This is a genomic window from Limnohabitans sp. Rim8, assembly GCF_945901735.1.
Taxonomy (GTDB): Bacteria; Pseudomonadota; Gammaproteobacteria; order Burkholderiales; family Burkholderiaceae_C; genus Limnohabitans_A.
Genome location: NZ_CAMDLM010000001.1, coordinates 89786 through 113698 on the forward strand (window position 1 = coordinate 89786; position 23913 = coordinate 113698).

Here is a 23913-nt window from a genome sequence, read left to right on the forward strand (position 1 = left end):
ATGACCGCTCTGAGTGTCCTCAGTCACATTGAGGCCATACCGCGGACCCGGGCTGATGCGCAAAACACCCTCATTGCATGACGAAGCGCCACAGCGCCAACACCGCATCACGCGCTGTGCTGAGCGAGGCTGGGTCCACCTGGGTGGGCTCTTCGTTCAAGCGCGCACGGTGTTGCAGGCGACGCATCTCTCGATAAGCATTGGCCGCTGCTTGGCCTTGTCCCATGGGCAGCAATCCCGCCACTTCGGCGCGAATGAGCAAGGCGATGTTACCCACGTTGTCGGCCAGCGCGGGATGCGCGGCCGTGTGCAAGAGCACCAAATATTGAACAGCAAACTCGGCGTCCACCATGCCACCGGGGCTGTGTTTCACATCAAAGAGGTTGGCTTTGACCGGATGGCCCTGACGCACGCGTTCGCGCATGGCCACGATCTCGGCCTTCAGGCTGGCGGCGTCGCGCGGGGCGCTGATGACGGCGTGGCGCACGGCGTCAAAGCGGGGGGCCAGGCTGGGCCAGCCCATGACAAAACGGGCGCGGGTCATGGCCTGGTGCTCCCAGGTCCAGGCGGTGTTGCTGCCGCGTTGCTGCTGGTAATCGGCGTAGGCCTCAAAGCGGGTAACGAGCAGGCCCGAGTTGCCATTGGGGCGCAGGGCGGTGTCGATTTCGTACAGATCACCTTCGGCGGTTTTGACCGTCATCCAGTTGATCATTTTGCGCACGTAAGCGGCGTAGATTTCCTGGGCGCGTTCATCTTCGTCGTCGTACACAAACACAATGTCCAGGTCGCTGCCGTAGCCCAGTTCTTTGCCGCCCAATTTGCCGTAGCCGATGGTGGCCATCGCCGGTTCGTCGCGGTGGCGGGTTTTGAGTCGTTCCCAGCACCAGCGAGCGGTCACGCGCAGCACGGCGTCGGCCAGGGCGCTCAGGTCGTCGGCCACTTGCTCCACCGTGAGCACGCCTTCCACATCTCGGGCCAAGGTTCGGAACTGCTCGGCATGGTGGGCGCGGCGCAGCAGGTTCATCAAGCTTTCTTCGTCGTCTTCGCCCGTGCGCTGCAGGGCGGCCCGTCGCGCTTGCAGCTCAACTTCAAACTCGGCGGCGTCAAAGCGAGCATCAAACAAGTTGCCTCCCGCGAGCTCGTCGATCACGCCCGGGTGCTGTAACAAATAGCGCGCGGGCCACTTGGCCGCACCCAGCAGTCGGAGCAGGCGCTCGTAAACCGAGGGGCGCTCCAGCATCAGGGCCAAATAGCTTTCGCGGCGAAGCAGCGGTTCGATCCAGTCGGCCATGCGCAGCACCGCCACTTCGCTGATGCGGCCTTCGTTCAGCCACTGGGCGGTGCGCTGAAGCAAACGCATGAGCCGCCCGCGTGCATCGTCGCGCAGGGCCAGCACGCGCGGGTTATCGGTCCACTGCGCCAAGCGCTCACGTACTCGCCCTTTGAAGTCGGTCAGCACCGCATCCAGCTCGGCATGTTCGCGGCCATGGCCGTTCTTGCCATTTTTACCGTTGCAGGTTTTGCAATCACGGTCACCGCCGAGCAAGGTGTCGAACTCTTGCGCCACCCCTTCGCGGTGTGCGTCCAGCGCGCTCAAGAAGCTGCAGGTGCTGGCATATCCGAGCGTCTGCGCAATCCAGGCCAGGTCATCGTCGCGGGTCGGCAACACATGGGTTTGCTGGTCGTCCAGGTACTGGATGCGGTGCTCTACCTGACGCAAGAACACATAAGCCGCGCTCAGGGCGTCGGCCGTGGCCTGCGGCATGAGCCCGGCTTTGGCCACACGCTGCAACGCGTCCAAGGTGGGGCGGGTGCGCATTTCGGGGAACTGGCCACCGCGCACCACCTGGAGCAGCTGGACAGTGAACTCGATCTCGCGGATGCCGCCGCGTGACAGCTTCACATCATTGGCACGCTCCGGATGGCCTGCGCTGCGTTTGGCTGCATGGTCACGGATTTGCTGGTGCAGCGTGCGCAGCGACTCGAACACGTTGTAGTCCAGATATCGGCGAAACACAAACGGCAGCACCACCGCTCGCAGCGCCTGGGCCGAGCCATTGAGCATGGCACTTCGGGGCGCAACCACGCGGCTTTTCATCCAGGCAAAGCGCTCCCACTCGCGGCCTTGCACCAGCAAATACTCTTCCAGGGCGTCGAGCGAGACCACGCTGGGTCCAGAGTTGCCGTTGGGGCGCAGCGCCAAATCGACCCGGAACACAAAGCCGTGTTCGGTGGTGTCACCAATCAGGGCGTACATGCGCTTGACGGCTCGGGTGAAGTACTCCTGGCACGACACTTTGTTGCGGCCTTCACTGTTGCCCAGCGTCTGGCCATCTTCGTCGTAGACATAAATCAAATCGATGTCGCTCGACACGTTCAGCTCGCGTGCGCCCAGCTTGCCCATGCCCACGATCCACATCTCGGCACGCTGGCCGCCGGCTTTGGTGGGTGCGCCGTGCAAGCCGTCCAGATCGGCCAAGACTTGCTGCCAAGCAATGTCGAGCGTGACCTCGGCCAGCCAGGTCATGCCGTGCGTGACCGTTTCCAAATTGGCCTGTCCCGTGCAGTCCAGCTGGGCCAGGCGCTCGAGTGTGAGTTGGCGCAAAATGCGCAAGGCCGCGCTGGTGTCCAGGCCCCGGGACTGCAAAGCTGCGTAAGCGGCGCTCAGGCTGTCGCGGGTCGCGGGGCCGGGCGGCAGCAGCGGCAGTTCATCGGCGTAGCGGCGGTGCAGGCGCTGCACAAAGCGCGAATAAAGTGGCAAATCAAGCGTCAAATCCACAGGGCTGGGCACACCGGAGGGCGAAACAATCGGGGGGGTGGGATCAGAACGGTCGTCGATGGACGGGCTGCGGGTCATAATTCCTGCTGACTTTCTAATTCATGCGTTTGTGTCGTCTTCACCCATTTGGCCCCCCACCGAAGCCCTGCTGAGCCCTTGGCTGGTGCGGGCTGTTCGGTTTGTTTTATGGGGGTTGCTGGTCGCCGGGCTGGTGTTGGGTCTGGCTTGGGCGACACTGCATTTTTGGATTGTGCCGCGAATCGCCGAGTTTCGCCCCGCGCTTGAAAGCCTTGCCCGCCAATCGCTGGGTGTACCGGTGCGCATCGGTGGCGTGTCGGCGCAAAGCACCGGCTGGGTACCCTCTTTTGAGCTGCGTGACATCGAGCTGCTGGACGACCAAGGCCGAGCCGGGCTGCGCCTGCCCAAGGTGCTGGTGGCGCTCAGCCTGCGCTCAGCAGCGCTGGGGAAGCTGGACCAACTGGTGCTGGATGCGCCCGAGCTGACACTGCGCCTGAGCGCCGATGGCCAGTGGCAGATCGCCGGAATGGCATGGGGGGCCTCGCCCACAGAAAACTCGGCTGCGGCCGACTGGTTGTTTGGCCAGCGCGAAGTGGTGGTGCGGGGCGCTCAAGTGAACTGGCATGGGCCGGACACTGGAATCAACACCTCGCCAGACAAGGACAACGCCCCACCCACCCCTTTGATCCTGCGCGAAGTGGACCTGGTGATCCGCAACACCGCCCGGCAACACCTGCTGCGCCTGGACGCCACGCCGCCCCATGAATGGGGCGAGCGCTTTGTGCTGATGGGCCAGTTCAAACGCGGCTTGCTGTCCCTGCACCCGGGGCGAATGAGCGATTGGTCAGGCCAGGCCTTTGCACACTTTCCGCAACTGGACATGGCCCCTTGGACCCAACATGCGCTGCAAATGCCCACCGGCTTGCCTGCAGAAACCAGACCTTTGCAAGGTCAGGGGCGCTTGCGCTTGTGGGCCGATGTCCAGCAGGGCCAGTGGCGCGGCGGTCTGGCCGAGGTGGACTTGAAAAACCTGCAGGCCCAACTCAGTGCAGACACCGCCACCCTGGCTTTGCAAAGCCTGTCGGGTCGACTGGGGCTGCAGGTGCATGCTGAGGGCTTTGTAGCCGAAACCCAGGATTTGCGCTTCGTCAGCGAACAGGGCCTTCACTGGCCAGAGGGCCAATTGTCGCTGGACTACACGCACGCCCAAGGCGCTCGCCCGGCCCAGGGCCAACTCCAGGCGAGTCAATTGAATTTAGAGGCGTTGCAAGCCCTGGCCTTGCGCCTGCCCCTGGGGGCGGCGCTGTCACCTCAATGGCACACGGCTTTGAAAGCGCGCGATCTCAGAGGCCGGGTCACATCCTTGAACCTGCGCTGGCAAGGCGACTGGGCCCAGCCCGACATCCAGGAAGCTCAGGCCAAGGTGGAGGGCCTGAGTTGGCAGCCCGGATCAGCGGCGGTGGCCGTCTGGGGAGCGCTGCCGGGTGCCGACGTACCGGGCCTGCGCGGCGGTCAATTGACTTTGGCGCTGAACCCCAGCGGCGGCCGACTGGATTTGCAAACCGGTGCGGACAGCGCGCTGTGGCTGCCGGGCCTTTTGGAGCCAGCCGAAGTGCCATTGCACCAACTCAAAGCCAGTGTGCGCTGGGCCCGAGAAACAGACCGTCACAGCCCTGCTGGGCGCTGGCATGTGCCGCAATGGTCACTGAGTCTGGCCAACGCTGACCTGCAGGGCCAATGGCAAGGCCAGTGGCGACCTGCCCCCCATGGCCTGGGCCCCGGCATGTTGACATTGCAAGGGCGTATACAGCGGGCGCAAGCGGCCGCCGTGCACCGTTACCTGCCTTTGAATCTGCCACCCGAGGTGCGCCACTACCTGCGCGATGCGCTGACGCAGGGCCAATACGAAGATGTGAAGGTTCAGATCCAGGGAGATCTGGACAAACTGCCCTTTGCCAAGCCCGAGGACGGCATATTTCTGTTTGCTGGCGAATTGAAAGACGCCGAACTGAACATGGTCCCGGCGTCACTGGCGAACCCGGGTGAAATGCTCTGGCCACGCCTGCGTGCTTTGCAAGGCCGTTTGACTTTTGACCGCTTGGGCATGCAACTGCGCGATGCCAGCGCCCGGGTGGGCGAGGGCGCGCAGGCCATCGAACTGAAGGCCGCCTCGGTGGACATCGCCGACATGGTGCATCAACCCGTGCTGCGCGTGCAGGCCCAGAGCCTGGCCGATGCACCACTGCTGTTGGACTGGGTGCGGCAGTCGCCACTGGACGCGCTGCTTTCAGGTGCGCTGCAGCCCGCCCAGGCCAGCGGCCCCTTGCTCACACGCTTTGCCTTGCAACTGCCCCTGCTGGACCTGCCCGGCACGCGCGTCCAAGGCAGCGTGCAGTTCGATGGCAACGACCTGCGCATGCTGCCAGGCACACCCTGGCTGAACAAGCTGCGCGGCACGCTGCAGTTCCACGAACGCGGTTTTGAAGTTCGCCAGATGCAGGCCACTTTGCTGGGCGGGCCAGCTGTGATCGACGGCGGCATGCAAGCAACCGACCCTGACACCCGTACCACCACCCCAACGACCCCCCAGATGGCCTTCAAGGCCCAAGGCCGCGTGAGCGCGGCAGGACTGCAGTCGGCACACGACATCGCCCCACTGAACCTGCTGGCCCGGCACGTCAGCGGCGCCACCGACTACAGCGCCCGCCTGGCCTGGCACCAAGGCCTGCCCCAGCTGACGGTACACAGCCGGCTGGGTGGTTTGGGCTTGCAACTGCCCGCCCCCTTGGGCAAACCCGCAAACATGGAAAAAACACTGGCCCTGCAGGTTCGCTCGCGACTGACCCCAACTGGGCCGCAAGATGAGATCGAGCTGAGCTTGGGCGACACGGCGCGGCTGATGTATGTGCGCGATTTGAGCGCTGTCACACCGCGCGTGCTGCGCGGCCGTTTGGGGTTGGGCGTGTTGCCCGACAACATGCCGACTGTGCCCGACACCGGCGTCACGGCCAACGTGGACGTGGACCGGCTGGTGGTGGACGAGTGGCTGGCCTTGCTGCCTGCAGCACCGCCAAAGCCTGCGCCCGGCAAAGCGCCGCAAGCCCCGGCATGGCAAGACTACTTGCCCTCTCGCATGGGTCTGAAAGCCAACAGCGTGATGGCAAACGGCCGCCAATTGCACCAAGTGCAAGCAGGTGGCACCTACGAAGCAGGGCGCTGGCGGGTCAACATCAAGGCGGCCGAGCTCAGCGGCCATGTGGCCTTTGACCCGGCCTTGCCCGGCCAAACCGACCCAGCCGGCCAATTGTTCGCCCGACTGAGCCATCTGAATTTACCGCCCAGCAGCGCCCGCGAGGTCGAAAGCCTGCTCGAAGCACCCCCCGTCAGCCTGCCCGCGCTGGACATCGTGGTGGACGCGCTGGAGCTGCGCGGCAAACAACTCGGACGCGTCGAGATCGAAGCGGTCAACACCGACAAGGCGCTGACCCAAACCCCAGCCGCGCGCGAGTGGCAACTGAAGAAGTTCAACATCGATTTACCCGAGGCCACGCTGCGCAGCACAGGCCGCTGGCTGGCGGCCCGCGAAGGCAGCCCCTGGCGCAAAACCGAAATGAGTTTCGTGCTGGACGTGCAAGACGCCGGGGCCTTGTTGACCCGGTTGGGCACGCCCGAGGCTTTGCGCGGCGGCACGGGCCAAATCGAAGGCATGGTCAGTTGGCAAGGCTCGCCACTGAGTCCGCATTACCCCAGCCTGAACGGCCACCTGGATGTGCGCATGGGGCGAGGCCAGTTCCTCAAGGCCGATCCCGGGGTCGCCAAGCTGCTAGGCGTGCTGAGCCTGCAGGCCTTGCCCAGGCGCTTGCTGCTCGATTTCCGGGATGTGTTTGCACAGGGTTTTGCTTTTGACTCGGTCCAAGGGGACGTGACCATCGTGCATGGCATGGCCAACACTCGCAACTTGCAAATCAAGGGCGTCAATGCCCTGGTGCAATTGGACGGCTCAGCCGACATCGCCCGCGAAACCCAGAAGTTGCGCGCACAAATCTTGCCCATTGTGGATGCCGGAACGGCCTCTTTGGTGGCGGGACTGGCCGTGAACCCGGTGGTGGGCCTGACCGCTTTCATCGCCCAATGGCTCTTGCAAAATCCTTTGTCACGCGCCTCGGCGCAGGAATTTTTGATTGACGGCAGTTGGGCCAACCCCCAGGTCACTCGGGTGGAGCCCAGCCCGGCAACACCCCCTGGGCCTAAAACCCCACCTTGATCTGCACCGCCCAGACCCCATCGTCTAAAAACGGCAGGCACCATGGGTGCAGGACAATGCGGGCATGACACCCCAAGCGCTGCAGCGCCTGATCCCCTCACTCAAAGCACGCACCCTGGCCTGGTGGCAGGCGTTAGAAAACGCATTGCCGGGGGGGCGGGGTCGCCGCAGCCTTTGGAGCGCCTTGATCGCGCTGGTCATGGCGGTGCTGGTGACCCTGGTGTGGCTGGCCGGACGCTATGAAGCCAGCCAACTGCAAGCCGAACTGGAGCGCGACACCGCCAACGCGGTCAGTGACTTGCGCACCCAACTGTCGCGCCATGTGCAGGCGATACAGGGTCTCCAATCGAGCCACCCGTCCGAAGCCTTCTGGAACCTGGAGGCGCAAGCGCTCTTGCGCGACAACCGCGACATGTTGCGCATCGAGTGGCGAGATCCATCGCTGAACCTGAACCAATCAGCCGACTCGCCCCTGCGCAGTCCGGTGTTTGAACGCGTGCGCCGCACCGAAACCCTGAGCGATACCCAACAAGCTTGCTTACAGGCCAAGCGCAGCAGCGGCCCCAGTTATTCCCGCTCTTATTTCCTGCCTCAAACAGACGGTTTGGGCATGGAGGTCATGGACATGTGCTTGCCCAACACCCAAGGCGGCTTGCTGGTGGGCTTCACTGTCTTGACCTATGGTTTGCAAGAAATCATCAATGCGCGCCTGGGCGTGGGCTACGGCCGACGCAATGAAGTTTCCTTCACCGAGCCCGACGGAACGCGGCTGGCCATCGCGGGCAGCCAAACCCGGGGCTTGCGCATATTCACAGCCCAACAACTGGTGGACTTGCCAGGCAACACCCTGGTCTTGCGCTTGGATGGCCGCCGGGGCGAGCCCGACCTGTTCCCCAATGTGCTCACGGCGCTGGTCACCGCCATGTCGATCGCCCTGGTCACGGTGATGGTCTTGCTGGCCAAGGATTCGCGCCGACGCCTGAAAGCCGAAAACGATCTGGCCGAGGCGCTGGCCTTTCGCAAGGCCATGGAGGACTCTCTTGTGACCGGCTTGCGCGCGCGCGACTTGGAAGGGCGCATCACCTACGTGAACCCGGCCTTTTGCCAAATGGTGGGGCTGGCGGCCGAACAACTGACCGGCCAACTGGCACCCATGCCGTATTGGCCCCCCGAAATGGTGGACGAATACAAGCAGCGCCATGCCGTTCGGCTGGCGGGCAACGCCCCACCGCGCGAAGGCTTCGAGTCGGTCTTCATGCGGGCCGATGGCACGCGCTTTGAGGTGTTGATCATCGAAGCGCCACTGATCAGCGTGCAAGGCCAGCAAACCGGCTGGATGGGCGCGGTGATCGACATCAGCGAGCAACGTCGCATCGAAGAACTCTCGCGGGCTAGCCAGGAGCGCCTGCAAGCCACTGCCCGACTGGCCACCGTGGGCGAAATGGCCTCCTTGCTCAGCCACGAGCTGAACCAACCTCTGGCCGCCATCGCCAGCTATGCCAATGGCTCGCTCAACCTGCTGAAAGACCCGGCCGCCTTGCCGCAAACCTTGGACGATGTGCACATGGCCTTGCGCCGCATTGCCGAGCAGGCGGGGCGAGCCGGCAAGGTCATCAACAGCGTGCACGATTTTGTGCGCCGCCGCGACCAGGCGCGTGAAGCTGTGGCACCTGAGGCCTTGCTCGACGCCATTGCGCCGCTGGTCAACCTGCAGGCGCGCAAACTGCAGGTCAAGGTGCACACCCGCTTCGAATCCAAGCTGCCCCCGGTCCTGTGCGACCGCACCATGGTGGAGCAGGTGCTGCTGAACCTAGCGCGCAACGGCATGCAGGCGATGGACCAGCCCAGCAACATGGCGCGGGTGCTGGTGCTGCAGGTGCGGCGTGCTGCTTCAAACGCCGAACACGGCTGGGTCGAGTTCTCGGTCAGCGATGTGGGCGTGGGCATTGCCGACGACGTGGAGCGTCAGCTGTTTACCCCCTTTTTCACCACCAAAGCAGAAGGCATGGGCCTGGGCCTGAGCCTTTGCCGCACCGTGGTCGAGCAACACGGTGGACACCTCAGTTTCGAGCCCTTGGTCCCCCGGGGAACGGTCTTTCGCTTCACCTTGCCCGCTGTCCTTTTGGATAAGATCGCCGCATGAGCTTCACCGACATGCCCACCGTTTTCATTGTGGATGACGACGCCAGCGTGCGCGAGGGCATGGCTTGGCTGCTGCGCACACGGCGCTTGCTCAGCGAGTCTTTTGACAGCGCCGAGGCTTTCTTGGCCATGCTGCAAGGCACCCACCCCATCGCCGATGGCGCTTGGCAGCCGGACCCGGCCAAGTGGCAGCAATCGGCTTGCATCCTGCTGGATGTGCGCATGCCCGGCATGAGTGGCCTGGCTTTGTTCGAGCAGCTGCTGGCCAAGGGCATGGCACAGGCCTGGCCAGTGATTTTTTTGACGGGCCACGCCGATGTGCCCACGGCGGTGGACAGCGTCAAACGCGGGGCCTTTGATTTTTGCGAAAAGCCTTTTTCCGACAACGCCTTGGTCGACCGGGTGGAGCAAGCCTTGGCCTTGTCGCAAGAGCGTTTGGCAGCTCGGCAAACCCAGCAGCGCTTGCAATCGCGCCTGCTGGAGCTGACCGAGCGCGAACGCGACGTCATGCGCTGGGTGGTGGAGGGCCTGCCCAACAAGCTGATCGCCGACCAACTCGACATCAGCGTGCGCACGGTGGAAGTTCACCGCGCCCGGGTGTTCGACAAGATGGAAGTCAAGTCAGCGGTTGAGCTGGCCAATCTGATGCGGCAATTGGCATGAACAAGCTTGACACCTCTTTATTCCAAGCGCTGGTTGCGCCCGGCCCGATGCTTGCTGCGCATGACCCGCAGCGGCGCAACGGCTTGCTCACAGGTCTAAGCCTGGGTGCCGCCGTTCTGCTGGCGGGCTGCTCATCGCCCCCCGCCCGCCGCACGGCGCCCGACAACTCAGAGCCGACCAAGCCTGCGGCCTCGCGCCCCAGATCGTCTGGCCCGTACAACAGCGCGCGCAACGATGTGGCGATGGTGGCGCTGTCCTTGTTGGACACCCCCTATGCCTGGGGCGGACGAGGCCCGGCCACGGGCTTTGACTGCTCGGGTCTGGTGGCCCATGTGCTGCGTGAAGGGGGGGGCTTGCGGGTGCGAGGTTCGGCGGCCGACTTGGGCCGCATGTCCCGCCCTATTGACCGGGCCGATTTGCTGCCCGGTGATTTGGTGTTTTTCAATACCCTGGGCGCACGCCACTCGCATGTGGGCGTGTACGTGGGCGACGGCCGCTTTGTGCACGCCAGCAACCCCCGCACCGGGGTGCGCGTTGACGCACTCAGCAGCCCCTATTACGCACAACGCTTTGAAGGGGCACACAGCCTGCTGGACTGAAGGCCTCAGCGGCGGGTTTCGTCGGGTGTTGAGTTCGATGTCGTGGCCGCTTCGATCACGGCATGGTCCGGTGCCTGCGCGCTGGCCTCCTTGGACGGCGGCTCAGACGGTGGCAGGGCCTGGCGCAATTCACCTTTGCTGCGGCCGGAAAACATGGTCCACCAGACAATCGCAATGAAGATGCACAAGGCCAGCAAAGCTTCCAGCAAAATCAGCCCCATGCAAAAACCCCGTTTCTTGATCCGCCACCCGTTGCGGGCAGGCTTCATGATGGCCGCGATTGTAGGCATGCTGGTCGCCTGCTCGGTTGCCCCCGTGGTGCAAACCCGGCCCACCTCAAGCCCATCGCCACAGCCTGGCATCGCAGACATTTCACCCATGGAGGACACCCGGCCCCTGCCGCCCGCCCTGGTACGCGAGCAAAGCCGCTGGGTGCCGGTGCGCTGGACAGATCTGCCCGGCATGGATCGCGACGCTGTCAACGAAGCCTGGCCCGCCTGGCTGCAAAGCTGCCAGCGCCCAACCCCCGACTGGCGGGCGCTGTGCCCCGAGATCGCCCAACTGGACAACGCCAGCGCCGACGTGCAGCGCCGCTGGATGCGCGAGAAACTCCAGCCGTATCGGGTCGAGACGCATGAAGCACGCAGCGAGGGGCTGCTGACGGGTTATTACGAACCCACCCTCACGGGGTCACGCCGGGCACAAGGCGCGTTCCAGGTGCCGCTGTTCGCGCCGCCTGCCCAGTTGGCCCAGCGCAAACCTTGGTTCAACCGACAAGAAATCGACACCCTGCCCGCTGCCCGCGCCGCCCTGCGCGGCAAAGAACTGCTGTACCTGGCCGACCCGGTGGACGCGATGGTGCTGCACATCCAGGGCTCGGGCCTGGTGAACGTGACCGAGCCCGACGGCCGCCAGCGCTGGGTGCGCATGGCCTACACCGCCACCAATGACCAACCCTACAAAAGCATTGGCCGTTGGTTGCTCGACCGACGCCTGATCACCGACGCGAGCTGGCCCGGCATCAAGGCCTGGATCGACCGCAACCCCTCGCGGGTCAACGAGCTGCTGTGGCAAAACCCGCGAGTGGTGTTTTTCCGCGAAGAAGCCCTGCCCGTGGGCAGCATACCGCCCGGCCCCAAAGGCGCACAAGGGGTGCCGCTCACGGCCGAACGCTCGATCGCGGTGGACCGCCGCAGCATCCCTTACGGCACCCCGGTGTGGATGAAGTCGACCGGACCGCAAACGTCTTTTGACCGCCTGGTGCTGGCCCAAGACACCGGCACCGCCATCGTGGGCGCCGTGCGGGCCGACTATTACGCAGGCTCCGGCCCAGAAGCGGGCGAGCTGGCCGGCCGCCTGAAGCAACCCCTGCAACTGTGGGCCCTGTGGCCGCGCTGAACCGGATGCCTGTGACCCGATGACTTTAAGCTGCCGCCCCGGCTGCGCCGCTTGCTGCACCGCACCCTCCATCTCCTCGCCCATCCCCGGCATGCCCAACGGAAAACCGGCGGGCGTGCCTTGCGTGCAACTTGACGCCCAACTGCGTTGCATGATTTTTGGGCAACCCGAACGGCCAGCGGTGTGCGGGCAACTGCAAGCCTCGGTGGAGATGTGCGGGCCTGTGGAGGATGGCGGCGTGCATGCCCGCGGTTGGTTGATGCGACTGGAAGATTTAACGCTGCCAAGGTGATCGCCACTACTATGCCCAAGTCAAGTCGGTTGCCATCCCAGCAAAATGTCGACAAAACCACAAAAATTCGTTAGGGTATAGCGAATCTCAAATGATGCGGGTGCCAGCTGTAGCGAGCCGACACCAATGAATCGACCATAACCATACAACAGGGGACTGCACATGAACCAGGGGAATCAGGGCACAGGCGGCAACGCGGTCGTCGAAGCTTTGGCTGTGCATGGCACGAAACATGTTTTCGGACTGATCGGTTCGGCCGGCATGGAAGTGTTCGATGCGCTTTACGGGCGCACCGACATCCGGTTTGTCGGCGTACGGGATGAGCGTACCGGCGTGCACATGGCCGACGGCTACGCACGTGCCGCAGGGCGGGCAGGCGTATTCTTGGCGGGCCAAAACGGGCCAGGTGTTACGAATCTCGTAACCGGCCTCGCCCAAGCGAGTGCCGCGTACTCGCCGGTCGTGGCCATAGCGGGCTCCCTGTCGTCGGCTCATGTCTACCGCGATGCCTTTCAGGAAGTCGACCAGCAGGCATTGCTGCGCACGGTGACCAAAAAGACTTGGTCGGTTCCGCAGGCACGCCGCATTCCGGAAATCATCGGCGAGGCCTTCCGAACGGCACTGACGCCTCGTCAAGGTCCGGTCGCGGTCAACATCGCGCGCGACCTCCTCGCTGAAACGACAACATGGGAATCGGCCGTTCAGTTCAAGGCCTGGGCAGAAGGGGGGACTACTTCTGCCGCCCGAATCGAGTCCGCCGCGCGACTGCTTGCCCATGCAAAGCGTCCGCTGATTCTGGCCGGAGGCGGCGTCAAGAATGGTCGATGCGCCGACGCCGCGCTGGCCCTGGCAGAACTGCTGCAGGCACCGATCACCATGTCGCCTGGGCATGGTGATGCAATTCCCTGTTCGCATCCGCTCTATGCCGGACAGGTTGGCCCCCGAGGTAATGTAGTCGCCTCAGATCTGGCACGCACGGCCGATGTGATCCTCGCCCTCGGCACGCGTCTAGGCTTCAACACAACCTTTTACACCTACGACCACCTGAACCGGGATGCGCAGATCATCCAGGTCGAACTCGACCCCACCGCAATCGGTCGATTTTTCCCGGTCGAGCTGGGTATCCATGGCGAGGCGGGTGAGGTCGCCCGGGGCCTGGTGACCGCCCTTGTGGGTCATCAACCGGCGCCCGAAGTGATCGAGTGGAGTGGGGGCTTCTCCGTGCGACGGGCCGCATTGCTGGCTGAACGCGACCACGCCGGACAGCCCGCAGAGGGACGCATCCAGCCTGCTCAACTCTACCGGGCCTTGCGTGCGGCGGCGCCTGCCGACTCGATGTTCACGATGGACGCCGGCACCCTTTGCCTGCAGGCTACCGATCAGCTTCACTATCACCAGCCGCCCGCTCTCTTCACTCCGCTCGACTTTGGACTGGTCGGTTTCTCCTATGCGTGCGGACTCGGCGTAAAGCTCGCCTGCCCGGAACGCACGGTGATCAGCCTGATGGGCGACGGCGGCTTCGGCATGACATCGAGCGAAATCGGCACCGCCGTGAGTCAAAACATCGCGACGGTATGCGTGGTGATGAACAATGGTTGCTGGGGCGCGGAAAAGGCGTATCAGAGAGACTTCTTTGGTGGGCGCTATCTGGGCGCGGACGTGCCCAATCCGCCCTACGACCAATTGGCACGGCTATGGGGCGCCGAGGGCTTTCGAGTCGATCGGGCTGCCGATCTCGAGATCGTCATCGCAGCGGCTATCGCCTGTGGCAAGCCGGCCATCGTAGATGTGATGGTCGACCCTGACGCTCTCTACAGTTTCCGACGCGACTCATTCAAGCATCGGGACAACACCCAATCGAAATCGTGATGGCACCGACCGAGGTCGACTTCATCGTGGTTGGCGCCGGCTCTGCCGGCTGCGCGCTTGCCGCACGGCTTGCGGAAGACCCGCGCGGCTGGCAGGTCCTGCTGATCGAGGCGGGAGGCCGTGACACCAATCCCTGGATCCACGTGCCGCTCGGGGTGGGGAAACTTTTAACCAATCCGCGCTATGCCTGGCAGTTTGAGACAGAAGCTCAGGCACAGATGAACGGCAAGACGGTTTACTGGCCTCGCGGCCGTATTCTGGGCGGGTCAAGCTCGCTTAACGGAATGGCCTATGTTCGGGGCGATCCGCGCGAATACGATGACTGGGCCTCTCAAGGCATTGAAGGATGGAGCTGGCAAGATCTGCTGCCCTGGTTCACGCGCCTCGAACAAGCCGATGCTAACGCCGGACCGGGCCGGGGCCGCTCGGGCCCGGTCCGTATCACGGACCGCGCGCACTATGATCCAGACGCCCTCTCGGATGCCTTCATAGAGGCCTGGCGGCAGCTTGGCGTTGCAGAGACTCCAGACTACAACCTCGGTTCATACGAAGGTGTGCGATACCTCGAACAAACTGCCTGGCGGGGCCAGCGATGGAATACGGCTCGTGCATACCTGCGTCCGGCTCGAAAGTACCCAAACCTGACGGTCCTGACCGACTCGCCGGTTCAGCGAGTCTGCTTCGAAGGTAAGCGTGCCTCTGGAGTGGCAATCCGTTCGGCCGGACAGAGCCTTATCATCCGCGCCCGCCGCGAGGTCATTTTGAGCGCAGGGGCTATCCAGTCGCCACAGCTCCTTGAGGTTTCAGGAATTGGCGACCGTCACCGCCTCGAGTCAATCGGTGTGACGCCCAAACTTCACCTCCCAGCAGTCGGTGAAGGCATGAGTGACCATCTTCAGCTGCGTTGCACCTACCGTACAACGGCTCCAATCACGATCAACGACATCATGCGCAGCCCCTGGCACAAGCTGCGAGTTGGCCTGCAGTATGTGCTGACGCGAAAGGGCCTGATGGCGGGGACATCGTCGACCGCTCACGCGATTACGTGTTCAGACCCCTCGCTCCATCGACCGGACGTGATGGTGCGGATTTATCACATCAGCGGCAAGGACCGCTATGCGCGCAATGCCGGACCTGGCGCGGCCGGTGGAATCGACCGCTTTTCAGGTTTTTCGATTGGCGGATTCAAGCTCTATCCTCGATCGCGCGGTTCGATTCACGCGCGAACGCCGGACATCGCCGATCCGCCTGCCATCCAGCCGAATTACCTGGATCATCCGGAGGATCGCCGGACGGCAGTGAGGCTACTGAGGCTGATTCGTTCGGTCGCCGCGCAGCCGGCAATGAGCGGATGGATCCTCGCAGAGGAGCGGCCTGGCGCAGGGACGACTAGCGACGACGCACTTCTCGACTATGCGCGGGAGACCGGACAGACCGCCTGGCACACTGTGGGCACATGCAGGATGGGCTCCGACGCCGACGCCGTGGTCGATCATCGCCTGAGGGTTCGTGGCATTGACTGCTTGCGCGTAGTCGACATCTCGATCATGCCCACCATTGCCTCATCGAATACCAATGCACCCGCAATCATGATCGGCGAGAAAGCGGCCTACATGATACTTGAGGACCATCGAAACCACTGAACACGCCATCAGTTGTGAATGCCCTCTGCGCGCATACAGTGGCGCCGGGCCATCAATACGAAAAATAGAGGAGTCTTTGATGCCGAAAAAGAAAACCGCCCCCGAAAGTGCGTATCCGTACACCAAAGCCCAGATTGCGAAAGGCGATTGGAATCCTCTGTGGGATCAGGTACGCGCACTAGACCCCGATTTCATCGAGGCATACCTCGCCTTTAGAAGTGTCCCGCATCTCAAGGGGCCTCTGCCGCCGCATATCAAGGAGTTGATCCTGATTGCGATCAACGTCTCCACAACGCACCTATACGCACCCGGCGCTCGACGACACATGCAGAACGCGTTGCGCTTGGGCGCAACAGCCGAAGAGATCATGGAGACCATCCAGCTCACCACGGTGCTCGGGATCCATGCGGTCAATCTCGCGGTACCGATGCTCTTTGAGGAACTCGAACGAGCGGGCCAGCCCGTTCCAGCGCCATCGACTCCCCGGCGCAAGAGCACGGCGGGAAGTGGGTTGAAGAAATGACCCTCTCCGATCCGAGCCTCGACCCCGCGAAAGCAAAACTGATTGATCTGATCGCCAAGGCCCGTCTGCGCCAGGCATCGGCACTGACCGAACCTGAGGCAAAGACAATCCTTTCGGCATTTGGCCTGCCTGTACCCGTATCGGTCGTTGCGGATGACATCGATCTTCTGACCGAACAGGGTGCGGCATTGGGTGCTCCGCTCGTAGCGAAACTGGTCGGGTCGAGCGGTCTTCACAAGAGCGATATCGGAGGTGTACGGCTCGGCATCTTTGGAAAAGCGCAACTTGGCGAAGCCCTGCAGGGATTGCGCGCGGCCGCGGCGGGCGCAGGCATCACCCAGGAGGGCTATCTGGTCGAGATGATGGCGGCACCAGGCGTTGAAATGGTCATTGGCGGGACAATCGACCCGCGCTTTGGCCCGGTTATCATGGCTGGGCTCGGCGGCGTGTTCATCGAGATACTCGGTGATGCAGCGTTCAGAGTGTGTCCGATCACCCGCAAGGATGCTCGAAGCATGCTGGAACAGTTGCGGGGCTGGCCCCTGCTCCAGGGTGCCCGCGGCCGGCCGCCGTGCAAGATTGACGCGCTGATCGACGCACTGGTCGCCGTGGGAGGCTCAGGCGGGCTGTTGATGCAGGCACAAGGACATCTCAGCGAGATCGATATCAATCCTCTGATCGTATCGGCAGCGGGGGTCGTTGCCTGCGACGCTAGGATGATCCTTGAACAAGGTGACCCGACTCACGCCCCCGAAGTCGACGATCAGCCCGAGCCCATTTCATCGCTTGATGCGCTCTTCGAACCCAGCATTATTGCTGTCGTCGGCGCATCGGCAACGGGCTTCACGCCGGCCAACGACTTCATCCGCCAGTGCAAGGCCCTAGGCTGCTCTGCCCGGATCGTACCCATCCACCCTAATGCGCCAGAGGTCGAGGGCCTACGGGCAGTCAAGCGGATCGAGGACATAGGTTCAACGATCGACTACTTGTATGTGTCGATTGCCGCCGCACATGTTCCGGCACTGATCGAGAGCTGTGCCGGACAGGTCCGATTCGCTCAAATCATATCCAGCGGCTTTGGCGAAGTGATGCACGGCAAGGCGCTAGAGCGCGAGTTACTGAAGGCGGCCCGACGCGCAGGGGTCCGCCTGCTGGGGCCCAACTGTCTGGGCCTCTACTCGCCACGTGGTGGCCTTGCGTTTGTTGGCGATTGCCCGCGCGAGCCGGGCCCCATCGGTATCGTTTCCCAAAGTGGAGGCCTCGCGGTCGACATGCTTTTGCGGGGCAAGCAGAGGGGGCTTCGCTTCTCGGGCCTAGCCACGCTCGGCAACAGCATCGATTTAAGCCCGGCCGATCTGATCAACCACTTTCTTGAAGATCAGTACACGGCCGCAATCGGCGTCTACCTCGAAGATGTGCGCGACGGACGTCGGTTCATCGACGTGCTGATGCGTACGAAAGGCAGAAAGCCAGTGGTGATCCTGCTCGGCGGACAAACCGACCAGGGGCGACATGCCGCAACATCGCACACGGGTTCACTCGCTTCACCGCTCGCACTATGGCGCGGCATTGCAGCACAGACCGGAATCGTGATCACAGACACACTTGATCAGTTCCTCGATTCCTTGCTCGCCTTCCAGTGCCTGACTCCTCGGCGAGGACGGGTCACGCAGCAGTGCGTGCTGTTTGGCAATGGGGGAGGAGCCAGTGTACTTGCCGCCGACGCATTCGCCCGCCGTGGCTTGACCGTCGAACCCATGGCCTCTGAAGCTATAGCAGCACTCGATGCGCTGCATCTCCCCCCCGGCACCTCCGTTGTGAACCCGGTCGATGCGCCGGCCTTCACGCTTCGACAGGAAGAGGGGCGGGTGGCCGAAAAAATTCTCGAAGCCATCATTACGCTGGCCACACCGGATGCACTTGTCACCCACCTGAACCTGCCGGTTTTCATCAGCTCGGCGGACCAGCGCGCAGATTTTCTGGGTAACCTGATGGCTGCAACACTTCGAGTTCGCGAACGCCATGGACGTAGCACTCATCACGCACTGGTGCTCCGATCCGACGGCTCAGAGGCTTGCGAGGCGCGCAAGAGAAGTTTCCAGGCGACAGCGGTGGCCGCCGGGATTCCAAGCTATGACGAACTGGTCAACGCAGCCGATGCGCTTGCTTCAATCGCCCACTTTGAGCGCCACATGAATGCCGAATGAAGGAAGATACCCAACGCAACCTCATGCTCTTTGACAGCGAATGGGGCAGACCGACTTTGGTCTGGTGCGCCGTGGCTCGCGCGATGGCGCGGGGCAGGGTGACCGAAAGCCGCATAACAACCCTGACGCCCGCCTCGATGCCGTTTTAGGCTTCGCTCAACAAGCAGACGGCCGTTTCACGGGATTCATGCGCCAGTTGCTCGGCCGCTGCCTAGGCCTGATCACAGTTACCCGAGAGCACGACTCTCAGCATCATCTTCCCTGTTTCGAGCACACTTTTGTCACTGTTTCGGGGTCACATGATCAGCGCGCACCCGCCACATCGATGATCGCCCCACTGACGTAGGAGGCCGCGGGAGAGGCCAGCCAGAGGACTGCTTCAGCCACTTCTTCAGCGGTACCGGCGCGCTTCATCGGCAAATGCTTTGCGGCACGCGCCACCCGATCAGGCATCCCCGTTGCTGCGTGCATATCTGTGTCGATCAGGCCCGGTCTCACGCCATTGACGCGTATGCCCTCCTCGGCAATCTCGATGGCTAGCCCCTTGGTAAAGGTATCCACGCCACCTTTGGCCGCCGCATAGTCCATCCATAGACTGGGCGCACCCAGCCGAGCCGAGGCGGACGACACATTGACAATTGACCCACCAGACCCGCCATGAGCAGTAGACATCCGCTTCACCGCCTCGCGCGAGGCCAAGATAACTGCACCAAGATTCAGGCGCAGCACCTGATCGAGCTCATCGGCCAAGATCGAATCGACCCGATGGCGACCGGATGGTACGCCTCCGGCGTTGTTTACAAGGACACTGAGGGGGCCAAGCGCCCGGTCGGTGGCCTCGAATAGTTGCATGATGTCGGCCTCGTTTGCCATATCGGCATAAACGGCGATCGCCCGGCGGCCCATCGCCTGCAACTCTTCGACCAACGCCTGGGCTTGGGCCGCACCACTGCGGTAGTTGACGCACACATCGTAGCCGGCAAGACCGGCAGCCCTGACGGTCGCAGCGCCGATCCCTCTGCTGCCGCCAGTCACAATCATTATGCCCGTAGCAATCATGCGATCAAATCCGGCTTATATAGATCAACAAATCCCGTGCTGACTTGACCGTTCCGGAAAGCGGGATGGTCCAACGTACGGCGCAGGAACCCGAGATTGGTCTCGATACCCTCGATCCGTACGGCGTCGATCGCATCGATCAGGCGCGCGATGGCGCACTCCCGGTTCGCGCCGTGCGCAATGAATTTGGCAATCATCGGATCGTAAAAGTGTGAAATGCGATCGCCCGCCCGCACACCCGAGTCGATCCGAAGCGTATCGTCGGTCAGCGGCAGATCGAAGCGGGTGACCAACCCCGTCGAAGGCAGGAAACCCTTGGCTGGACGCTCGGCGTACAAACGGCATTCGATTGCATGACCGCGGGCATGAACATCGTCCTGCTCGCGGGCCTGAGGAACCTGACCGGAGGCAAGCTGCAACTGCATACCCACCAGATCGAGACCGGTGATCATCTCGCTGACCGGATGCTCAACCTGGATGCGCGTATTCATTTCAAGAAAAAAGAATTCGTGCGTGTCCGCATCCAGCACGAATTCGACCGTCCCGGCCCCCCTGTAGCGCTCCTGCCTGCACAAGGCCACGGCCGAGTCATACATGGCCCGCAGGGTATCGGGCGACAATCCGGGTGCAGGGCTCTCTTCGATGATTTTCTGGAATCTTCGCTGGATCGAGCAGTCACGCTCGTGGACGTGAATTGCACGCCCATCGCCGAAACCAAAGACCTGAACCTCAACATGCCTGGCCCGTTCAATGTAGCGCTCAAGATAGATCGTACCGTCGCCAAAAGCACGGGCAGCCATGCCCTGGGTGGCTTCGACCGCAGCCTGCAGGTCCTCCGGGCGATCGACCCGCCGCATGCCAATGCCACCCCCCCCGGCCGCGGCCTTGACGAGAAGCGGGAAACCGATCTCCAAGGCCGCTGGGACTAGGCCGTTGAACTCACCGGGACGAAATCGACTGCTACCGGGCAGGACCGGCACACCTGCTGCCCGGGCAAGCAGACGGGCACGCTCCTTGTCGCCCATGTCGGCAATCGAGGCAGGCGAAGGGCCGACCCATACAAGACCTGCTGCTTCAACCGCAGCTGCGAAGGCCTCGTTCTCGGAAAGGAAGCCGTAGCCAGGATGAATGGCATCCGCTCCGCTCGAACGGGCAGCCTCTAGGACTGCATCGGCACGAAGATAGCTCTCGGCAGCAGATGAGCCCCCAAGCGAAACCCGTTGGTCGGCAATCTCCACATGTCGGGACTGCGCGTCGGGATCAGAATGGACGGCAACCGTGCGAAGGCCAAGGGCCTGACAGCTGCGGATCACGCGGCAGGCAATCTCTCCGCGGTTGGCGATCAGGACGGTCTTCATACTCTCAAGGCTCGACAGTGGCGACTTTCTGTCCTTCGGACACATCGTCACCCTCTCCCACCTCGAACGAGGCCACGCGGCCCGCGCAAGGCGACAGCACCGGGATTTCCATCTTCATGGATTCAATAATCAGGATCGGCTCGTCCTCGTCCACTTTCGTGCCCACCGGGCACAACACTTTCCAGACCTTGCCGGTGATTTCGGACAGTACGTATTGAGCAGCCATATACACATCACTCCTTGAAATTGACGATCGATTCAGAAAGTGGTGGGCCATCCACCAAGAAGATGCTTGCCGATCCCGCGTGAGGGACGTCGTTCGTGAACCTCCAGCAAGCGCTTCAGCCAGGCCCGGGATTCACGGGGATCGATCACTGCCTGCGCCGAAAAGATGCCGGCCAGATCATAAGCTGAACTATCGCGACGCACCTCCTCTACCAGTTGTGTAAAGCGCTCAGGCTCATCCTCATAGCGTAAGCCGTAGACCACGTTGACCCCAACATTGGGGTCCATGAAACCTACGTCGGCAGTGTACCAAGCGAGCATCTCGTCTGAATTACGTGTACCGCCCATGTTCAGGTAGGCCTGCCCGTAGCTTTTGCGCATCACGATCGAGAACTTTGGCACCGAGCACATCTGCAGCGCCGACATGAAATTGATCACTTTACCGGGCGCCTTGCGTCGTTCAGCCTCAACGCCGATCAGAAAACCTGGGGTGTCGCTCAGAATGACAATAGGAATGTTGAATGAATCGCACAGCACCAGAAAGCCAGTCGCCTTGTCGCATGAATCGGCATCGAGCGCCCCGGCCTTGAAAAGCGGGTTGCTGGCCAGAATGCCGACCACCCGACCATCAATTCGGGCGAGCGCGGCGAAGGCGGTTCGGGCAAAGCGCTCTTTGAGTGGAAAGACACTACCAGGATCGCAGATTGCGCTGACGACCTTTCTGACGTCGTAGACCTTGCTGCGGCTCTCGGGCACGATGTCGAGAAGTGCTCCCACCGCATCGTCAGCGTCCTTCGGTACTGCCGCTCGGGGAGGCAGTTCGCCGTGATGGCCTGGCATGTATGACAGAAAGCGCTTGACCAGATCGAGGGCCTCCTCGTCCGTTTCGACTGCGTAGTCAACCTTGCCGGTCACCTCGGACTGCATCTTCCAGCCCGCCAGTTCCATCGGATCAATCTCCTGATTGATCGCGATCGAGGTGACGCGAGGGCTGGAAATCGCGAGCTGCGCGTCCTTACGCATCACCACAAAATCTGAAAGCTGGGTGAACCAGCAAGCGGTGCCAAAGGCAGGCCCAAGGACCGCCGAAACATAAGGAATATCCCTCATTCGGACGAACTGGGTCGGGTCCTGCCCCAAGGTGCCGGTACCGATTGCACCCATCGTATCGGGGATCCGTGCGCCGGATGACTCATTGAGCAGAACCAGCGGCATGCCGTTCGCCTGGGCAGTCCGACGCATATGGCCCAACTTACGCACGTTAATCGGACTGGAAGAGGCACTTTTCACCGTGATATCGTGTGAAACTACTACCGTCTCGCGTCCGTCAATTCGGCCATAGCCGCATACCTTTCCGTCAGCCGGGGTGTTATCGCGGTCTTCGGGACGCTCGCTTCGTGCAAAGCGGCCGATTTCAAGAAAGCTTCCCGGATCCATCAGGTAGTCGATCCGTTGCCGCGCATTGAGTCGCCCCAAAGCATGCTGTCGTTCAACACGCTTTTCTCCCCCCATCGCGAGTACATTTTGGGTACGCCGCTCGTGCTCCTCTATTTCTTTTTCAAAGCTCATGGTCACTCCGGAAAACAGCAGTTTTGTTGAATAAATAGACTTGCCGAGAAAATGCATCGTACATAAACATCGGCATAAAAGCAAAGAATTGACAAGAGATGGAAAGCTGACTAGCATGACTCACAGCAAAAAGAATGTGCTCGAGCACGACCTATTGAATCGTCATTCACAACAAGTTGCCGGTCCCAACCGGCTGATGGAGACAACGTAATGATCGCATCATCACTGACCCGTCGCAGCGGCCTCATAGCTGCAGTTTTAGTTGCCTTTCTTGCAGCCTGGCCCGGCTCTGAGGCGCTCGCACAGGCCAAATCGGTACGCTTGTCCTTCCACTGGGGAGTTGACCATGAGAGCGCGATCATGGCGACAAAGTTCGCCGACGAGGTCAACAAGGCGGCGGCGGGCCAATTCAAAATCGACGTCTTCCCCAGTGGTCAGTTATTCTCGATTCGACAGATCAGCGGCGCGCTATCTGCTGGCTCGGTCGAGATTGGTGGTGTCGTGACCCATAACCAGTTCTCGGCCATTGATAACGACTGGAACATGGTCCAGATCCCGGGCATCTGGAGGGGCATCGAGCATCAGCGGGACTTCTTTTCTAAGACCCCAGAAGGTAAGGCCCTGCGTGAGCGGATCCTCAAAAAAGCCAACCTGGTGCACCTCGCCTATGTGCCGGTCGGGCCCTACGTCACTTTCAGCAAATCCAACGACATGAGCACCGTCGAGAAAATGCGCGGACTCAAGGCTCGCTCTCTTGCAGCGAGCGAGAGGCCCGGTTTTGCCGCGCGCAAGATGAGCGTGGTTTCACTGTCGACCGAGGAGGTCTACACCGCCCTGCAGAGCGGCATGATCGATACCTTGTCCACCGTGCCCACCGCCGTTAAAGCCTATGCATGGTGGGACCACCTCAAAACAGCACAGCTACCCTACGCGGTTTACGCCGATTCCGAGTTGATGGCCAATGGCACTTGGTTTAACAGCCTACCCGCCAACGTCCAGAAGATCATGCTGGAGGTCGGCGCCCGAATCAGCAAGGAGGCCACTGACCGCACGATGGCGGGGAATGCCGCGGCTCTGAAGGAAATGGTCGAAAAGCACGGCGGGAAAATCACCACTTTGTCCGGCCCTGCTCTCGAGGCCTTCGATAAGCTCGACCGTGAACAGACCCAACCCGCGCTTGCAAAGATGATGTCTAAGGAAATCTTTGACGCGGCCATTCGCTTCACATCGACCGGCAAGTAATCGTATGATCGGTTTCCTTGCGTGAACCGAAACATCGCCAGTTTCGACCTCGGTTTCCGACGT

The 23913-nt window shown here is 62.2% G+C and carries 17 protein-coding genes; 11 read left to right on the plus strand and 6 right to left on the minus strand.

Going from position 1 to position 23913, the window contains the following annotated elements; all coding sequences use genetic code 11:
* Window positions 1-70: 70 nt before the first annotated feature.
* Entirely contained in the window at window positions 71-2857 is a 2787-nt protein-coding gene (gene glnE / locus Q0O99_RS00525) for a bifunctional [glutamate--ammonia ligase]-adenylyl-L-tyrosine phosphorylase/[glutamate--ammonia-ligase] adenylyltransferase (protein WP_293747437.1), read from the minus strand.
* A gap of 31 nt (window positions 2858-2888) precedes the next feature.
* Here glnE and Q0O99_RS00530 point away from each other — a divergent pair, with 31 nt between their 5' ends.
* The 4 genes from Q0O99_RS00530 (at window position 2889) to Q0O99_RS00545 (ending at window position 10465) form a co-directional block, all read left to right on the plus strand.
* Window positions 2889-7061, plus strand: coding sequence for a YhdP family protein (locus tag Q0O99_RS00530; protein WP_293747438.1), 4173 nt, complete (start codon window positions 2889-2891; stop codon window positions 7059-7061).
* Between the two features lie 64 nt (window positions 7062-7125).
* Complete coding sequence (locus tag Q0O99_RS00535) at window positions 7126-9204, plus strand: sensor histidine kinase (protein ID WP_293747439.1); 2079 nt, start codon at window positions 7126-7128, stop codon at window positions 9202-9204.
* Entirely contained in the window at window positions 9201-9866 is a 666-nt protein-coding gene (locus Q0O99_RS00540) for a response regulator (protein WP_293747440.1), read from the plus strand. Before Q0O99_RS00535 ends, Q0O99_RS00540 begins: the two co-directional genes overlap by 4 nt.
* The gene (locus tag Q0O99_RS00545; protein WP_293747441.1) at window positions 9863-10465 is read left to right on the plus strand and encodes a C40 family peptidase; all 603 of its coding nucleotides are present in this window, start codon (window positions 9863-9865) and stop codon (window positions 10463-10465) included. Before Q0O99_RS00540 ends, Q0O99_RS00545 begins: the two co-directional genes overlap by 4 nt.
* A 5-nt stretch (window positions 10466-10470) precedes the next feature.
* On the opposite strand, the gene Q0O99_RS00550 is transcribed toward Q0O99_RS00545, so the two are convergent.
* Entirely contained in the window at window positions 10471-10686 is a 216-nt protein-coding gene (locus Q0O99_RS00550; protein ID WP_293747442.1) for a hypothetical protein, read from the minus strand.
* Between Q0O99_RS00550 and Q0O99_RS00555 the strand changes: the two genes are divergently transcribed.
* The 6 genes from Q0O99_RS00555 (at window position 10619) to Q0O99_RS00580 (ending at window position 18397) form a co-directional block, all read left to right on the plus strand.
* Window positions 10619-11863 (plus strand): MltA domain-containing protein, encoded by a 1245-nt coding sequence (locus Q0O99_RS00555; RefSeq protein WP_293747443.1) that lies wholly within the window; start codon window positions 10619-10621, stop codon window positions 11861-11863. The genes Q0O99_RS00550 and Q0O99_RS00555 overlap by 68 nt on opposite strands.
* Window positions 11864-11882: 19 nt before the next feature.
* The gene (locus Q0O99_RS00560; protein WP_293747444.1) at window positions 11883-12155 is read left to right on the plus strand and encodes a YkgJ family cysteine cluster protein; all 273 of its coding nucleotides are present in this window, start codon (window positions 11883-11885) and stop codon (window positions 12153-12155) included.
* Between the two features lie 162 nt (window positions 12156-12317).
* Complete coding sequence (locus tag Q0O99_RS00565; protein ID WP_293747445.1) at window positions 12318-14024, plus strand: thiamine pyrophosphate-binding protein; 1707 nt, start codon at window positions 12318-12320, stop codon at window positions 14022-14024.
* Window positions 14024-15667, plus strand: a complete 1644-nt coding sequence (locus Q0O99_RS00570) for a GMC family oxidoreductase (protein ID WP_293747446.1) — start codon at window positions 14024-14026, stop codon at window positions 15665-15667. The genes Q0O99_RS00565 and Q0O99_RS00570 overlap by 1 nt, the downstream gene beginning before the upstream one ends.
* Window positions 15668-15746: 79 nt before the next feature.
* Window positions 15747-16190 (plus strand): carboxymuconolactone decarboxylase family protein, encoded by a 444-nt coding sequence (locus Q0O99_RS00575; protein WP_293747448.1) that lies wholly within the window; start codon window positions 15747-15749, stop codon window positions 16188-16190.
* Complete coding sequence (locus tag Q0O99_RS00580) at window positions 16187-18397, plus strand: acetate--CoA ligase family protein (RefSeq protein ID WP_293747450.1); 2211 nt, start codon at window positions 16187-16189, stop codon at window positions 18395-18397. Before Q0O99_RS00575 ends, Q0O99_RS00580 begins: the two co-directional genes overlap by 4 nt.
* Window positions 18398-18700: 303 nt before the next feature.
* Here Q0O99_RS00580 and Q0O99_RS00585 read toward each other — a convergent pair whose 3' ends face one another.
* Genes Q0O99_RS00585 through Q0O99_RS00600 form a run of 4 tightly spaced genes read right to left on the minus strand, consistent with a single transcriptional unit; the run spans window position 18701 to window position 22665 of the window.
* A complete protein-coding gene (locus tag Q0O99_RS00585; protein WP_293747452.1) occupies window positions 18701-19456 on the minus strand; it encodes an SDR family oxidoreductase in 756 nt (251 codons plus the stop codon).
* Window positions 19453-20814, minus strand: coding sequence for a biotin carboxylase N-terminal domain-containing protein (locus Q0O99_RS00590; protein WP_293747454.1), 1362 nt, complete (start codon window positions 20812-20814; stop codon window positions 19453-19455). Before Q0O99_RS00590 ends, Q0O99_RS00585 begins: the two co-directional genes overlap by 4 nt.
* A 4-nt stretch (window positions 20815-20818) precedes the next feature.
* A complete protein-coding gene (locus Q0O99_RS00595) occupies window positions 20819-21040 on the minus strand; it encodes an acetyl-CoA carboxylase biotin carboxyl carrier protein subunit (protein ID WP_293747456.1) in 222 nt (73 codons plus the stop codon).
* A gap of 32 nt (window positions 21041-21072) precedes the next feature.
* On the minus strand, window positions 21073-22665 hold the full coding sequence (locus Q0O99_RS00600) for an acyl-CoA carboxylase subunit beta (RefSeq protein ID WP_293747458.1): 1593 nt from the start codon (window positions 22663-22665) through the stop codon (window positions 21073-21075).
* A gap of 153 nt (window positions 22666-22818) precedes the next feature.
* Here Q0O99_RS00600 and Q0O99_RS00605 point away from each other — a divergent pair, with 153 nt between their 5' ends.
* Window positions 22819-23850 carry a TRAP transporter substrate-binding protein gene (locus Q0O99_RS00605; RefSeq protein ID WP_293747460.1) on the plus strand — a complete coding sequence of 344 codons (1032 nt, stop codon included), beginning with the start codon at window positions 22819-22821 and terminating at the stop codon, window positions 23848-23850.
* Window positions 23851-23913: the final 63 nt, after the last annotated feature.

Excerpts from the sequence above, each read along its gene's own strand:
- Q0O99_RS00555 (WP_293747443.1), top strand. The coding sequence starts at position 10,619 with ATGGTCCACCAGACAATCGCAATGAAGATGCACAAGGCCAGCAAAGCT.
- Q0O99_RS00540 (WP_293747440.1), top strand. The coding sequence starts at position 9,201 with ATGAGCTTCACCGACATGCCCACCGTTTTCATTGTGGATGACGACGCC.
- Q0O99_RS00600 (WP_293747458.1), bottom strand. The coding sequence starts at position 22,665 with ATGCATTTTCTCGGCAAGTCTATTTATTCAACAAAACTGCTGTTTTCC.
- Q0O99_RS00605 (WP_293747460.1), top strand. The coding sequence starts at position 22,819 with ATGATCGCATCATCACTGACCCGTCGCAGCGGCCTCATAGCTGCAGTT.
- Q0O99_RS00550 (WP_293747442.1), bottom strand. The coding sequence starts at position 10,686 with ATGGGGCTGATTTTGCTGGAAGCTTTGCTGGCCTTGTGCATCTTCATT.
- Q0O99_RS00575 (WP_293747448.1), top strand. The coding sequence starts at position 15,747 with ATGCCGAAAAAGAAAACCGCCCCCGAAAGTGCGTATCCGTACACCAAA.
- Q0O99_RS00545 (WP_293747441.1), top strand. The coding sequence starts at position 9,863 with ATGAACAAGCTTGACACCTCTTTATTCCAAGCGCTGGTTGCGCCCGGC.
- glnE (WP_293747437.1), bottom strand. The coding sequence starts at position 2,857 with ATGACCCGCAGCCCGTCCATCGACGACCGTTCTGATCCCACCCCCCCG.
- Q0O99_RS00535 (WP_293747439.1), top strand. The coding sequence starts at position 7,126 with ATGACACCCCAAGCGCTGCAGCGCCTGATCCCCTCACTCAAAGCACGC.
- Q0O99_RS00570 (WP_293747446.1), top strand. The coding sequence starts at position 14,024 with ATGGCACCGACCGAGGTCGACTTCATCGTGGTTGGCGCCGGCTCTGCC.
- Q0O99_RS00595 (WP_293747456.1), bottom strand. The coding sequence starts at position 21,040 with ATGGCTGCTCAATACGTACTGTCCGAAATCACCGGCAAGGTCTGGAAA.
- Q0O99_RS00590 (WP_293747454.1), bottom strand. The coding sequence starts at position 20,814 with ATGAAGACCGTCCTGATCGCCAACCGCGGAGAGATTGCCTGCCGCGTG.
- Q0O99_RS00580 (WP_293747450.1), top strand. The coding sequence starts at position 16,187 with ATGACCCTCTCCGATCCGAGCCTCGACCCCGCGAAAGCAAAACTGATT.
- Q0O99_RS00565 (WP_293747445.1), top strand. The coding sequence starts at position 12,318 with ATGAACCAGGGGAATCAGGGCACAGGCGGCAACGCGGTCGTCGAAGCT.
- Q0O99_RS00585 (WP_293747452.1), bottom strand. The coding sequence starts at position 19,456 with ATGATTGCTACGGGCATAATGATTGTGACTGGCGGCAGCAGAGGGATC.
- Q0O99_RS00560 (WP_293747444.1), top strand. The coding sequence starts at position 11,883 with ATGACTTTAAGCTGCCGCCCCGGCTGCGCCGCTTGCTGCACCGCACCC.